Origin of the sequence: Enterococcus sp. FDAARGOS_375 (assembly GCF_002393265.1) — a bacterium.
Lineage (GTDB): Bacteria > Bacillota > Bacilli > Lactobacillales > Enterococcaceae > Enterococcus_D > Enterococcus_D innesii.
Genome location: NZ_CP023515.1, coordinates 2,467,501 through 2,482,488 on the forward strand (window position 1 = coordinate 2,467,501; position 14,988 = coordinate 2,482,488).

Consider the following 14,988-nt stretch of genomic DNA (forward strand, 5'->3'; position numbering starts at 1 on the left):
TAAAAGTCTACAAATACGATTTTGGAGGACAACTCATATAGCAAAGATTTTTTTTGTTTTGTTACTATTGAAAGCCTTCCCTTAATCTTTTATAGTTTTTACATGAATAGCTGCAAGGAACAGGAAAGAGGGGGGATCAAATTGAAGCAGTTTTGCTGTTTATGGCGATGTCCAATTTCTTCCTGGATATTGTGTATTATTACCTAAAAGAGAGGTGGCTTCTTTAAATGATCTAGATTTAAATGAGCGACAGGTTTTCTTAACTGATATGACTCTTTTAGGAGATGCTATAATACAGGCTTGTTCTCCATTAAGAATCAATTATGAACTATTAGGAAATACCGATAACTTTCTTCATGCACATCTTTTTCCTCGTTATGAATGGGAAACCGACGAAGCGAAAAAAATGCCTGTTTGGCTGTATGACAAATCCCATTGGAGTAATCCAGAGTATCACTATTCAGAAAAAAGAGATGGAAAGCTAAGACAAAAGATAGCCTCTTGTTTAGAAAATGCCTATCGTTTGTCTAATGAATCTTCTTGAATCTAGTAACGACTATAAAAAGAACCTCCATGAAGCGATCGCTTCATGGAGGTTCTTTCCTTAGATCAATCAATATACTTAAGAACTGCGACTTCTTTTGGTTTCAGAACTGCCAATTGTTTGGTTTCTTTGGTAAGAAGGTCTACTCCAGCGGCTTTCAGCTTCACTTCTGTTGTCTGCTCGGTGTGGTTTAAGAGAAAGACGAGTGTATAGCCATCACCTTTGCGGCAGGTAACAGAGACTCCAGTAGGAGCAGCCAAGAAGTGCTGGGCATGAGTCGTTATTTTGTGTTTTTCTAAAATGGTCGCTAAAAATGTGGTCACCCCATCAAGAGACAATTCTGTTCCCAGGTAATACGCATACCCATCATCGATTTGATTCATAGTAATGGCCGGCTTATCGGATAAAAAACCGGATTGGAAGGTTGCTAAAGCTTCAGCACCATTTAGATGGATAACTTCCTCCCAGAGGGAATTGTCGTACCGACGACCTTGAAAGTCAATCTGATGGTAGGAAGCGGCTTTCATTGGGTAAAACTCTTCTACAATGATCCCTAAGGTGTCTCTAAACAGTCCTGGATAGCCCCCAAGATAGACTTGGTCATATTCATTGACGATCCCACTAAAGAAATTCGTCAAGAAGATGCCGCCTTGTTGCACGTAATCATGGATCTTCTTGCCGAAGGCTTCGGGTGCTGAATAGAGATTCGGAGCGATCACTAAAGGATAGCCGTCTAGGGATTCGGAAGGATGGACAAAGTCTACGCTCAGATTTAACTCCCTTAGCGCGGCATACAGGCTGCGTAACTGATGAATGTACTTTAAGGTGCTTGGTTTGGCATCCAATTCCAGCGCCCACCAATTTTCCCAGTCGAAGACAACCGCGACATCAGCCAAGAAGCGCGTCCCAACGATTTCCGACAGTTGCGAAAATTCGTTGCCTAATTGTGCACATTCACGAAAGATACGGCTTGACTGAGGATCTCCGTGAGACACCATCGCACTATGGAATTTTTCCGCACCGCCACGAGACTGTCGCCATTGGAAGAACATGATACCATCAGCGCCATGAGCGAGCGCTTCATAACTCCAAAGACGCAACTGGTTGGGTGTTTTTGCCCCATTAATTTGCCGCCAATTAACGGCGCTGGTGGCTTGCTCCATGATCAAGAAAGGCTTTTTCTTCAAGCTGCGGGTTAAATCGTTAGCAAGAAATTGCGGGTAAGGAATTTTTTCAAAGGGATTCGGATACGAATTCCAACTGACCACATCCATTTCAGGGGCCCATTTAAATCCATCCACGTATTTGTGTAAGCCCATAAGATTGGTCATATAAGGGATGCCTTGCGAATATTTTGCAATCGCCGCCTTTTCGAGTTGATAAAGTTCCAGATTCATGTCGGAAAGAAACCGACGATAGTCTAATTGCTGCGCAGGATTTTTGAAGGTTGGCATTGCCTCAGGTAAAAAAATTTCCCCCCAGCTGCCATAGGATTGACTCCAAAACTTGGTTGACCAAGCATCATTCAATCCAGCGATCGTCTGATACTTCTCTGCTAACCATGTCTGAAATCTTTTCCGACAATGATCGCAATAACACTCGTGGATGTGACAGGTATATTCATTATTGATATGCCACATGACCAGCCCTGGATGATTAGCATAACGTTTTGCGACTGCTTCAGACAAATCGGCGGCATATTGACGATAGATAGGGGAAGTCGGACAGTAGTGCTGGCGCGCCCCATGAACCAGTCGATTGCCATGAATGGTCACAGGCAGCATCTCAGGATGTTTTTGAACAAGCCAAGCCGGTGGAGAAGCTGTACCATTGGCTAGGTCGATCATGACATTGTTTTTATATAAAAGATCCATCAACCAGTCCAGAAAGTCAAAATCATAGGTGGATTCATCTGGTTGTAGATTGACCCAGCCAAAAATATTGATACTCATATAGTTCACACCTGCTTCTTTCATTAAACGCATATCTTCAAGAATGACTTCTTTAGACCATTGTTCAGGATTGTAGTCGGCACCATAGTAAAGATGACGTTGCGTTTTCATCAAATCGCTCCTTTATAGACGTTTCGCTAGTAACAAGCTACTTGAATCATATCAAACAATCATGCTTTTGATAGCGTTATCATTAAACAAACATGAAATGATCCAAAAAAACAAAGATAGTTCAATCCTTTTTCAGAGCAGCGTCTATCGGCCAACAGTTCTTTTGTCTTGCTGTTTTTTTAACAAAAATATACAATTGAAAAAGGCGGTAAATTAAAACATCTAAACTTTATCTCTCTAATTAGTTGTTTTTTTATTGATCGTTTCTTTATAAAAAATTGCATGTTTATAACCAACAGATCTAAAAAACTTTTAAACATTAGCAGAAGAACACTATGATACAAAGAAATGAATAATTATGTGATGAGAAGTCATGAAAAAGGAATGACATAAGTTATTCTACAAAAAATGCGAAAAAGGAGAGACACGTCCATGAACCAGCCAATACAAATCTTTTCTGAGATTGCCCCTTTAAAGCGGGTGCTTTTGCATCGTCCAGGAGCAGAATTGGAAAACTTGATGCCGGATTATCTTGATCGCTTGTTGTTCGATGATATTCCTTTTCTAGACCAAGCGCAAAAAGAGCATGATTTTTTTGCCGAGACGTTAAGAAACAGAGGAGTGGAAGTTCTTTATTTGGAGGATCTAGCTGCTGAAACATTGACAACAACTGGTGCCAAAGAGGCCTTTTTAGAAGACTATTTAAATGAAACTACGATCCTTGATGAAGAGATTCGCAACGAAGTACGCAATTTTTTCCTTTCGATCGAAGATAATCGCGCCTTTATCGATCATACGATGGCGGGCTTGAAAAAAAGTGAGGTAGAAATTTCAAAAGCCAGTAACTTAACGGCAATCGTTGAAACAGAATATCCTTTCTTGATTGATCCAATGCCTAACTTGTACTTCACACGAGATCCTTTTGCAACGATTGGTCATAGTGTTTCCTTGAATCGAATGTATTCTGCAACGAGAAGACGGGAAACCCTCTACGGAAAACAAATTTTCACGCAACACCCGATGTTTGCCCGCAATGAGACGAACTTTTTGTATCATCGGGACGAAACGACGCGGATGGAAGGCGGCGATCAGCTGATTTTATCTGATAAAATCGTGGCGATCGGGATTTCTCAACGAACCGAAGTTGCCTCAATCGAAAAAATTGCCGAAACGATTTTTGCCACAGAACCGAGTTTTGAACATATCTTGGCCTTTAATATCGGCGAGGAACGAAAATTTATGCATTTAGATACGGTCTTTACGATGGTGGATCATGATAAGTTCACGATTCATCCAGAAATCGAGGGAGAACTTTCGCTGTATTCAATCACTAAACACAAGGACAGTGTTCGGGTATTTGAGGAAAAAGATACATTGGAAAATATTCTTTGTCGTTATTTAGATCTGCCTGAAGTGCTCCTGATCCGCTGTGGTGGCGACGATTTGGCAGCAGCAGCTAGAGAGCAATGGAATGATGGCTCCAATACACTGGCGATCGCCCCAGGGGAGGTCGTGGTCTATGACCGCAACACCATTACCAACCGGCTGTTAAAAGAGGCTGGCGTTAAGTTGAATGAGATCTCAGGCAGCGAATTGGTTCGCGGACGTGGGGGTCCCCGCTGTATGAGTATGCCGTTTATTCGTGAGTAGGATAGTTCTTTGTTATTTAAAAATACGGCAACTTGCTTTGAAATTATGAAAGTTAAGAAATGGAAGAGAAAAAAATAAAAGGAAGATTTGAAACGGAATTCTATTTCTAATCTTCCTTTTTTGTCCTCATTTAACCCACTTTAAATTGAAAAGGATTTCTTTTTGTGAAAATGTGTAATTTTTGTGACTTTTGTATGTAAAGACTATAAAAAAACGCTAGGAACCTTGTTCTATCGCTAGATTTATGTTACGGTTATATTAGAAAACGGAAATAGGTGAAGGTATTTGCCACTTATTGATTTTTGACACCCTACGATCAGCGAATGCCATATGCTTGATTTGTAGTGGTTTTTTTTGCGGAAAAAAAGTGAAAGCAGGTGAGAAAATGACAGTAGATGCCATTCGATTATTACAAGAAGCAGAGCAATTTGCGGAAAATAAAAATAAAGAAGCAGAAGCAGAAAAAAAACATTTGGCACAAGCACGCGAAGAACGGTTGAAGGCGTTTAAAAAAGAGTTGGCAGAAAAAGAGGCCCAACAAAAAGAAGCAATCAATCAAAAAATCGCAGCTGAGTTGGTACAATCAAAAGAACCGCTCATGGCTAAAACGAAAGCAGAAGTAGAAACACTAAGAACGATCCCTAATGAGTTAAAAGAAGAAGCATTAGCAATAATAATAAATAAGGTTGTGACATAAATGGCAATTGCAAAAATGCAAAAGTTCAGTCTGTTGACCTTTTACGATCAGAAAGAAGCTGTTTTAGAGCAGCTGCAAGACTTTCAAGGCGTAGAACTGCTTTCTTCGGAAAAATATTATGATTCTGAAGAAACGACGGGTGTTTTGGCACCGGTTCGCGAGGAACAGTCTGAAGAAGAAATGGAGAACCAGTTTGGTCAAGTCAACTGGAGCTTAAATTTTTTAGAAGAATATGTACCCAAAAAAGGAATGCTGGCACAACTGCGGCAACCAATCAAAAAATATACCCTTCAAGAATTGGCTGAAACAGCCCACACCTATCCTTGGCAAGAATTATGCCAAACCCTTCGTAAACAAGACAAACGTCTTCGCTTGATTGATCAAGAAAAACGCGATGTATTAGCACAAGAAGCAGAGCTGTCGATCTGGAAGTACTTCAAAGAACGGCCGGCTGTTTTAAAAGAATTAAAAAAATCAGGTGGCATGTTAGGATCGATTCCTACTTCTGAAATGGCTGACTTTACGACCAACAGTGAAAAGCTGCCACTTGTCTATGTCGAAACCATTTATCAATCACAAACGACAACTTACTTGTTGGTGCTTTTCCATAAAGATGTAAAAGAAAAAGTAACTACTCTTCTAAAGAAAGCAGCCTTTGAGCAATACATCTACCCTTATGAGGGCATTCCAGAAGAAGATCTGCAAACGATGAAAGAAAAATCCCAACGTCTAATTGATGAAGAAAAAGAGATCAAAGCCGCTCTTCGCGCAATGACAAACGAGCAAGAAACGTTGCGGATCGTTGCCGAGTATTTAGATGGAGCGATCACCCGCTTAAAAAGCAATAAAATGCTTTTACGTTCAACTCATGCGGTCTCGATTTCTGGCTGGGTTCCTGTTGATGGGGCGGCCGAATTAGAAAAACGTATCAAAAAAGGAACCACGGATAACTATTACCTCGAATACCAAGAAGTGACGGAAAAAGAGATCGCTGATGTGCCGATTTTATTAGAAAACGCACGTTGGATCAAACCTTTTGAAGGACTTGTTCGGATGTACAGCTTGCCGCAATATGATGAGTTAGATCCGACACCATTTATGGCGCCTTTTTATATGGTGGCATTCGGGATGATGGTTGCCGATTTTGGCTATGGGTTGCTCTTGTTTCTGGCGACATTCCTGGGGAAAAAGCTGTTTCACCTCAGCAAAGGGCTGGAACAAAATTTGACCCTCTTTCAGTTGTGCTCGATCCCTACGATTATCTGGGGCTTGATCTATGGCAACTTCTTCGGATTTGAATTCTCATTCCAACTGTTGTCTGCCCAGGATGATGTCAATCAGATCTTAGTCTTATCCGTGATCTTTGGGTACATTCAGATCATGTTTGGATTGGCGCTGAAATTTTATATTTTATGGAAGAAAAAAGACCAGAAACTGGCTGCGATGTTCCAAGCCGGTTCGTGGATCGTCTTTTTGATCAGTGTGGTTTTTGTTGCCGCAGGAATGCTGCTTTTCCCTGATACACCGTTGCAAACGATTGGGATCGTGATGATCGCTGCCAGTCTTTTAGCAGTGGCGATCGGAGGCAGTTTAGAAGGAAAGACCTTAGCTGGAAAAATCGGTTCTGGATTGTACGGATTGATGGATGTGACCAATTATGTTGGTGACTTGATCAGTTACACCCGTCTGATGGCGTTAGGGGTTGCCGGCGGAAGTATCGCCTCAGCCTTCAATTTGATCATCAGCTACCTACCGCCGGCAGCCCGTTTTACCGTTGGTATCTTATTATTTGTGGCATTGCATGGCCTAAATATTTTCTTAAGTTACCTTAGTGCGTATGTTCATGGTATCCGTTTGCAGTATTTAGAGTATTTTGGAAAATTCTTTACGGGGGGCGGTCGTGCTTTTGACCCCTTCAAATCAAATGAAAACTATGTAGAGATCATCTCAGAAGAGAAGTTACAGGAGGACAATAATGGAAAATTGGATTAGTTTCTTTTACGAAAATGGTGGAATTGTTTTTGCAGCTTTAGGTGTGGCGACCGCAACGATTTGCGGCGGTATCGGATCAACGATCGGTGTTGGGATGACCAGTGAAGCAGCGTCAGGCTTGATCTCTGAGCAGCCAGAGAAATTCGGGCAAGCGTTGATCTTGGAATTGCTGTCTAGTACTCAGGGATTATACGGGTTCGTAATTTCCTTTATGATCTTTGGTCAGATCAGCGGTTCGCTCTCATTCGATCGCGGATTGTACTTGTTTATTGCTTCACTGCCAATCGCATTAACAGCAATCGTAGCCGGAAAATGGCAAGGACGTGCCGCAAGTGCTGCGATGCAGATTTTAGCCAAAAAACCAGAACATGTGACCAAAGGAATTATCTTAGTAGCGATGATGGAAACGTATTGTATTTTAGGGTTCGTAATTTCCTTCTTGCTTGTCTTGAATTAAGAGGAGGGAAAGTGAATGTCTGATATTACACGTTTAACTGACAAAATAACCGCTGATGCGGAAAAGAAATACCAGTTGCAAATCAAAGAAGCAAAAAAAGAAAGTGAAAATCAAGAAAACTTAAAGCGAACGCAATTAGAAAAAGAGCTGAACGAACGACTAGCTTTCTACGAAAAAGAAAAACGTGCGGCGATGTATTTGGAAATCTCAGATGTGCATATTCAATCAAGAAACAAGGTCTTGGCAGCAAAGCAGTCTGTCTTAGATGAGCTGTTTTCTGAGGCTCTGACTCGTTTAAATACAATGGATCAAGCAGCATTTTATGCGTTTATCGCTAAAGGCTTGGCGAATGCACGGTTAACTGGTGAGGTTGAGTTGCTTTTAGGTGAGAAGACCCGCCATTTAGTAGATGAGGAACTCCTTACTAAGTTGCAAGCATCGGTTCCAGAGGTTCAGCTGAAACTGGTAAATAAAACGATCCCTCGTAAGGGCGGCTTTTTGTTGCGACAAGAAGCGATTGAGTTGAATTTTACTTTTGATGCGCTGCTAGAAGCCAACAAAGAAGAGTTAAGCAATACGTTACTGCAATTGATTTTTGAACAGTAAGCAGGTGCAAACAGATGAATGACATCAAATACAATACCTTAAATACGAGAATTCGGACGTATGAATCGCAATTATTCGATCGCAGCCGCTATGAGCGGATGCTCTCGGCTGCTAGCGCAGAGGAAATCTACAGTATGTTGCAAGAAACGGTTTATGGTGACTTCATCAACGAGGATGATCGTGTACACGACTTTGAAGATGTGTTGATGGCGGAGTTGAAACGGGTATACGACACGATGTATCAGCTGACACCGGAAAAAGCGATCGTTGATTTCTTTGCTTTGAAATATGACTATCAAAATCTGAAAGTCTTGGTAAAAGCGGCGTATATGCAGGAAGATTTTTCTGAATACCTTGTCCCAATCGGCACCCAGCCGCTTTCCGTCCTTAAGGATCTGGTCAAGACCAGAAAAAGCAATCTTGTTGCCAAAGAGATGGTTGATTGTGTGGAAGAAGTCTTCTCTTATATTGAGAACTACCATGAGGTCCAATCGATCGATATCATCTTTGATAACCATTATTGGGAACAATTGTGGACGATTGGCAAAGAATACGACGACGATCTGCTGCAAAGCTTGATTCGTCGACAGATCGATATCTTCAACATTTCAACAACGTTGCGCAGTTACGCGATGAAACGCAAGCGCGGCTTTATCAGCGCAGTTTTAGCCGATCATGGGAACCTACCTGCAAAAGAACTGTTAGCTGAGATCACGACTTCCCTTGAGGCATTTGTGGCATATTTGCAAGGAACTCCTTATAAAGAACTGATCAATCACAGCTATGAAGAGTTGGTAGAGAAGAAGACCTTGAATACCTTTGATATACGCAAAGACAATTTTCTGATGGCGAAGCTCAAAGAACATAAAATTGTTCCTTTTGGCCCTTCAGCATTGGCAGGGTACTTGTACGCCAAGGAAATTGAAAGCAAGAACTTGCGAATTCTCTTGATTGGGAAAATCAATAAGGTGCCGGAAGAGATTTTAAGAAGTCGGGTGCGTGATAGTTATGCATAAAAAAATAGCAATGATGGGTGGTAAGAACTCGATCTTGCCTTTCAAAGGGCTGGGGATCGACATCTTTCCAGTCAGCGATTTGGATGAAGCCGCCCAACAACTAGAAGAAATGGCTGAAGCCTATGGGGTGATCTTTTTGACTGAGCGACTGATCGAACAATTAGAACCGATCGTTCGCCGCTATGAAGAAGTACCGACACCAGCAATCATTCCGATCCCAAGTAGTACAGGTAGTCTAGGAATCGGTATGGCACGCATTCAGCAAAATGTGGAAAAAGCGGTAGGAATGAATATTTTAGATTCATAACAGACAAGTCAGCCAGCTAGGAGGAATAAATGTGGCATTTGGCACAATTGAAAAAGTATCGGGACCACTGGTCACCGCCTCAGGATTGAGTGGCGCAAAAATCCATGAAATCTGCAAAGTCAGTGACAAGGGCCTTATCGGTGAGATCATTGAGATCAAAAAAGGGCTGGTTTCGATCCAAGTATACGAAGAAACAGCGGGAATCGGACCAGGCGAACCCGTGGAAACGACAGGCGCACCATTGTCTGTCGAACTAGCACCAGGTTTGTTGACTCAGATGTTTGATGGGATCCAACGACCATTAGATACGTTTATGTCGCAAACAGAAAGTGATTTTTTGGAACGAGGGGTCACCATCGATCCACTGAATCGCCAAAAGAAATGGACCTTTGTCCCTCAAGTACAAGTCGGTGATACCGTACAGGGCGGCGACATTTTAGGTTCAGTACAAGAAACGTCGGTGATCGAGCATAAAATCATGGTTCCACCAAACTATGAAGGAACCGTCAAAGAAATCATGGTAGGGAATTTTGCTATTACTGAAGTGATCTGTGTTTTAGAAACCATTGAGGGGGAAAAATCCTTGACGATGGTTCAGAAATGGCCAGTTCGTCAACCACGTCCCGTTACTGCTAAATTAAATCCAGGCGAACCGCTGGTCACTGGACAGCGAGTCATCGACACCTATTTTCCAGTAGCAAAAGGCGGCTCAGCTGCCGTTCCCGGACCATTTGGTGCCGGAAAAACAGTTGTTCAGCACCAAATTGCTAAATGGTCAGATGTGGATATCGTTGTCTATGTCGGCTGCGGCGAGCGAGGCAATGAAATGCGGGATGTTATGAATGAATTTCCTGAACTGATCGACCCAAATACCGGCAAGTCGATCATGGAACGAACGGTCTTGATCGCCAATACGTCGAATATGCCAGTTGCTGCTCGGGAAGCCTCAATCTATACAGGAATCACGATTGCAGAATATTACCGTGACATGGGCTATAGTGTGGCCATCATGGCAGACTCAACATCACGTTGGGCAGAAGCGCTGCGGGAAATGAGTGGCCGATTGCAAGAGATTCCCGGAGATGAAGGTTATCCGGCTTATCTTGGAAGTCGAATTGCGGAATACTATGAGCGAGCAGGGCGTTTCCATTCATTAGGCACGCAGCCTCGGGAAGGAAGCATTACCGCAATTGGCGCGGTTTCACCTGCTGGTGGAGACATCTCAGAACCAGTCACCCAAAATACCTTACGAATCGTGAAAGTTTTCTGGGCATTGGATAGCATGCTGGCGCAAAAACGGCATTTTCCCTCCATCAACTGGATGAATTCCTATTCCCTTTATGAAGATCAAATCAATTCTTATTTAGATCAATTATTAGGCGATCGCTGGTCGGAGCTAGTCAATGAATCAATGGCGATTCTCCAAGAAGAAAGCCGTTTAGAAGAGATCGTTCAATTGGTAGGGATGGATTCTCTTTCTCAAAGAGACCGTTTGACGATGATGACAGCCCGTTCTTTGAGACAAGATTACTTGCAGCAAAACGCCTTTGATGACGTTGACACGTATACATCTCGTAATAAGCAGTTCAAAATGTTAGAGAATATTCTTTACTTTAATGAACAAGCGCAACGTGCACTGCAGCTAGGTGCTTACTTAGATGAGATCACCAAAGGAACGGTTGATCTGCGTGAGCGCATCGCCCGCAGCAAATACATTCCTGAAGAAGAATTGACCCGCTTGGATACGATCAAGCATGACATCAAAGAAATGTTACAACGAATCATTGAAACTGGAGGTGTTCATTGATGTTAAAAGAATATCGTACAGTTTCCGAAATCGCCGGCCCTTTAATGGTGGTTGAGAACGTCAGAGGCGTTAAATTTGATGAACTCGTCGAAGTCCGCATGGACACGGGTGAGATCCGTCAAGGACAAGTACTGGAAGTCAGTGATGACAATGCCGTTGTCCAAGTCTTTGAAGGTACTAGCAACTTGAGTGCCGAAGAAAGTAAAGCAAGATTTCTAGGAACTGGTTTGACTTTGGGGGTTTCTCTAGATATGATGGGTCGAGTTTTTGATGGTTTAGGAAAACCCAAAGACAACGGTCCAAGAATCTTGCCAGAAAAACGCATCGATGTAAATGGTGAAGCTATCAATCCAATGGCACGGGACTTCCCGGATGAATTTATCCAAACGGGAATCTCAACTATCGATCATTTAAATACCCTAGTTCGTGGACAAAAACTACCAATCTTTTCCGCCTCCGGTTTGCCTCATAAAGAGATCGCTGCTCAAATTGCGCGACAAGCAACCGTACCCAGCCAAGAAGGTAATTTCGCGATCGTCTTTGCAGCTATCGGAATTCCATTTGAAGAAGCAGAATTTTTCGTAGATGAATTTCGTAAAACCGGTGCGTTAGACCGTTCTGTTTTGTTTATGAACCTTGCCAATGACCCGGCAATCGAACGGATCGCTACCCCTAAGATGGCATTGACCGCAGCAGAATATCTGGCTTTTGAAAAAGGCATGCACGTTTTAGTGATCATGACCGATATGACGAACTATTGCGAAGCATTGCGAGAAATCTCCGCTGCTCGCCGAGAAGTTCCAGGACGTCGTGGCTACCCAGGGTATCTGTACACCAATTTAGCGACGCTGTATGAACGTGCAGGACGTTTGATGGGCAAAGAAGGCTCGGTCACACAGATTCCAATCTTAACGATGCCTGATGGCGATAAAACCCACCCAATTCCTGATTTGACCGGCTATATCACGGAAGGACAAATCATTTTGTCGCGGGACCTTTACAAACGCAATATCAACCCGCCAGTGGATATTTTGCCAAGTCTTTCCCGGTTGAAGGACAAAGGAACGGGAGAAGGTAAGACCCGTGCCGATCATGCGGCAACGATGAATCAAATTTATGCCGCCTATTCCGATGGGAAAGCTGCCAAAGAGTTATCGATCGTTTTAGGAGAGTCTGCCTTGTCTGATCTTGATAAAAAGTACGCGCGTTTTGCTGATCTTTTCGAAAAAGAGTATGTCAACCAGGGATTTGAGACCAACCGGACGATTGAAGAAACGTTAGATTTAGGCTGGAAGCTATTAGCTACCTTGCCAAAACAAGAGTTGAGCCGTATCAAAGAAGAATTTATCGACGCCTATTACCCAACGGACGAGGATGTGAGTTCTTAATGGCGATCTTAAATGTCAATCCGACGCGGATGGAACTAAGTCGTTTGAAAAAACGGCTGACGACGGCAACCCGTGGTCACAAATTATTGAAAGACAAGCAAGATGAGCTGGTGCGCCAATTCATTCAGCTAGTAAAGAAAAACCAGGAACTTCGTAAAAAAATGGAAACTGCGCTGCAAGCAGGGATGGAAGAGTATGTGCTGGCTTCTAGTAGTATTCCCGATGTCGTTTTGCAAGAAGCATTTATGATCCCTTTAAATAAAGTGACCCTAGATGTACAAAGTCGGACCATCATGAATATGGATGTGCCAGTGTTAAATCCTGTTTACGAAGAAGAAAGCTCTGATGATGACTTTTCCTATGGTTTTGTAAGTACCACCAGTGAGCTGGATCTCTCATTGTCTCATCTCGACCAAATGCTGCCAGTAATGCTGCAATTGGCAGAGATCGAGAAAACCTGTCAACTGATGGCCAATGAGATCGAGCGGACGAGACGAAGAGTCAATGCGTTAGAGTATATGACGATTCCCAAACTGACGGAAACCATTCAATACATCGAAAGCAATCTGGCAGAAGACGAACGAGCAACATTGACCCGCTTGATGAAGGTCACAGATATCATTGCGGAAAATGAAGCAAAGTGAGGCTTTTGCAAATCACTTGGAAAAATCAAAAAAAGACACGTAGAAGGGGATTCCTTTCTACGTGTCTTTTTGCTTGTTAAGAGCGTAGGAGCAGTTGGTCATCTTTTAATTCAGCACCGCTATTTTGATGGAACATTTCCATCAATTCAGGGACGGTTAAATGTTGCTTTTGCTCACCGGCAATGTCCACGACGATCTTGCCTTGATGAAGCATGATCAGGCGATTGCCATAGCGAATGGCATCTTCCATATCATGAGTAACCATAAAGGCCGTCAACTGTTGTGAACGAATCAATTGATCGGTCAATGCCATGACAGTCAACGAGGTTTTTGGATCTAGGGCAGCGGTATGTTCATCTAATAAAATCAATTTAGGTTGTTGCAATGTCGCCATCAAGAGGGTAATCGCTTGACGCTGTCCGCCTGATAACAAACCGATCTCGGCAGAAAGACGATTTTCTAAGCCTAAGTTTAGGCTGGCTAATTTCTCTTGGAAAAACGCGCGGTTTTTCGCTTTGACGCCTGTCGCAAACCCTCGGACTTGGCCACGTTTGTAAGCCAGTGCTAAGTTTTCTTCAACAGTCAAACGAACGGCTGTCCCCATACGTGGATCTTGAAAGACTCGGCTTATATCCTTTGAACGTTTCGTAACGGATAAACGGGTGATGTCTTTTCCATCTAAGGTAATTTTTCCTTGTTCTGTTGGGATCGTTCCTGCAATACTGTTTAAAAGGGTCGATTTTCCGGCACCATTGCCACCGATGATCGTAATAAAATCCCCGGCATTCATCGTCAGGTCAATGCCTCGCAAGACATGGTTCTCATTGATCGTTCCTTTTTCAAAGGTTTGGTGTAGATTTTCGATTGTTAAGACTGAAGTCATTAGGATTGGCCTCCTTTGGTTTTTGGCAGCATCTTTTTAAGTCCTAGTTTTGAACGAAGCTGCGGTAACGAGAGGCAGATGACTAAGACGATTGCGGATGCCAGTTTGATATCATTGGCTTCGACATTGAACTCGAAAACGACGGCTAGGATAAAGCGATAAACGATCGCTCCGATCACGATGGTGATCAACCGTAACAGCAAAGATTTATTGGCAAATAAAACTTCTGCAATAATGATCGATGCCAAGCCGATGACGATCGTACCGATTCCGGAGTTTAGGTCAGCAAAACCGTTGTTTTGGGCTAAAAGAGCACCTGAGAGGGCAATACAGCCGTTAGAGATCATGTAACCGATGATCTTCATGTTATCGGTGTTGATACCGTTGGCCTCGCTCATAGCTAAATTGTCGCCCGTCGCTCGCAATGCTAAGCCGATCTCTGTACGGAAAAAGAGGAACAAGCACAAAATGACGATTGCCGCGAAGAGAAAGCCTGCAAGAATCACGGCATTGTTTTTGGTCAGTCCCATAGCTTGAAATTGGGTGAAGACCGTGTCTTGTCCCAGCAAGGCGATGTTGGGAGCACCCATCACACGATTTGTGATGGAATACAGTCCAGTCATCGTGATGATCCCCGCCAATAAGGCAGGGATTTTTAGTTTTGTGTGCAGCAGACCAGATACTAAGCCGGCTACCATGCCGCCGCCAAAGCCCATCAGACTCGCTAAAATAGGCGAGAGACCATTCGTAATACTGATTGCTGCGATCCCAGCACCTAAGGGGAAACTCCCTTCTGCAGTTAAATCAGCGATATCTAAAATACGAAAGGTTAAAAATACACCAATCGCCAGCAATGCCCAAAGGATCCCTTGAGAGGTGGCAGATTGTAGTAAGAGCAAGAATGTGTCGACTAAATTCATATGATTTCCTCAAA

General features: G+C 43.0%; 13 protein-coding genes and 1 pseudogene. 11 read left to right on the top strand and 3 right to left on the bottom strand.

Annotation, left to right across the window (positions count from 1 at the left end):
• The first annotated feature begins 102 nt into the window (after positions 1-102).
• Positions 103-544: pseudogene (locus CO692_RS13055) on the top strand (HIT family protein).
• Between the two features lie 65 nt (positions 545-609).
• Here the strand turns inward: CO692_RS13055 and CO692_RS13060 are convergent.
• Positions 610-2,607, bottom strand: a complete 1,998-nt coding sequence (locus CO692_RS13060; protein WP_096742403.1) for a beta-galactosidase — start codon at positions 2,605-2,607, stop codon at positions 610-612.
• Between the two features lie 432 nt (positions 2,608-3,039).
• On the opposite strand from CO692_RS13060, the gene arcA reads away from it, so the two are divergent.
• The 10 genes from arcA to CO692_RS13110 all read left to right on the top strand — a co-directional run bounded on the left by arcA (position 3,040) and on the right by CO692_RS13110 (position 13,171).
• Positions 3,040-4,257, top strand: a complete 1,218-nt coding sequence (gene arcA, locus CO692_RS13065) for an arginine deiminase (protein WP_096742404.1) — start codon at positions 3,040-3,042, stop codon at positions 4,255-4,257.
• Positions 4,258-4,642: 385 nt separating this feature from the next.
• Positions 4,643-4,954: a hypothetical protein gene (locus tag CO692_RS13070; RefSeq protein ID WP_077452671.1), complete on the top strand. Its 312-nt coding sequence runs from the start codon at positions 4,643-4,645 to the stop codon at positions 4,952-4,954.
• Entirely contained in the window at positions 4,955-6,946 is a 1,992-nt protein-coding gene (locus tag CO692_RS13075; RefSeq protein ID WP_096742405.1) for a V-type ATP synthase subunit I, read from the top strand.
• Positions 6,930-7,403 (top strand): V-type ATP synthase subunit K, encoded by a 474-nt coding sequence (locus tag CO692_RS13080; RefSeq protein WP_005237160.1) that lies wholly within the window; start codon positions 6,930-6,932, stop codon positions 7,401-7,403. The genes CO692_RS13075 and CO692_RS13080 overlap by 17 nt, the downstream gene beginning before the upstream one ends.
• Before the next feature lie 15 nt (positions 7,404-7,418).
• Positions 7,419-8,009: a V-type ATP synthase subunit E gene (locus tag CO692_RS13085; protein ID WP_086292904.1), complete on the top strand. Its 591-nt coding sequence runs from the start codon at positions 7,419-7,421 to the stop codon at positions 8,007-8,009.
• 14 nt (positions 8,010-8,023) lie between these two features.
• Complete coding sequence (locus CO692_RS13090; protein ID WP_086292902.1) at positions 8,024-9,025, top strand: V-type ATP synthase subunit C; 1,002 nt, start codon at positions 8,024-8,026, stop codon at positions 9,023-9,025.
• Positions 9,018-9,332, top strand: coding sequence for a V-type ATP synthase subunit F (locus CO692_RS13095; RefSeq protein ID WP_005229240.1), 315 nt, complete (start codon positions 9,018-9,020; stop codon positions 9,330-9,332). Before CO692_RS13090 ends, CO692_RS13095 begins: the two co-directional genes overlap by 8 nt.
• Before the next feature lie 31 nt (positions 9,333-9,363).
• Positions 9,364-11,139, top strand: coding sequence for a V-type ATP synthase subunit A (locus CO692_RS13100; protein ID WP_081118803.1), 1,776 nt, complete (start codon positions 9,364-9,366; stop codon positions 11,137-11,139).
• Positions 11,139-12,527, top strand: coding sequence for a V-type ATP synthase subunit B (locus CO692_RS13105; RefSeq protein WP_005237151.1), 1,389 nt, complete (start codon positions 11,139-11,141; stop codon positions 12,525-12,527). The genes CO692_RS13100 and CO692_RS13105 overlap by 1 nt, the downstream gene beginning before the upstream one ends.
• Positions 12,527-13,171: a V-type ATP synthase subunit D gene (locus CO692_RS13110; RefSeq protein ID WP_005229243.1), complete on the top strand. Its 645-nt coding sequence runs from the start codon at positions 12,527-12,529 to the stop codon at positions 13,169-13,171. Before CO692_RS13105 ends, CO692_RS13110 begins: the two co-directional genes overlap by 1 nt.
• A gap of 76 nt (positions 13,172-13,247) precedes the next feature.
• Here CO692_RS13110 and CO692_RS13115 read toward each other — a convergent pair whose 3' ends face one another.
• Entirely contained in the window at positions 13,248-14,054 is an 807-nt protein-coding gene (locus tag CO692_RS13115) for an ABC transporter ATP-binding protein (protein ID WP_005237149.1), read from the bottom strand.
• Positions 14,054-14,974 carry an ABC transporter permease gene (locus CO692_RS13120; protein WP_005229245.1) on the bottom strand — a complete coding sequence of 307 codons (921 nt, stop codon included), beginning with the start codon at positions 14,972-14,974 and terminating at the stop codon, positions 14,054-14,056. The genes CO692_RS13115 and CO692_RS13120 overlap by 1 nt, the downstream gene beginning before the upstream one ends.
• Between the last annotated feature and the right edge of the window lie 14 nt (positions 14,975-14,988).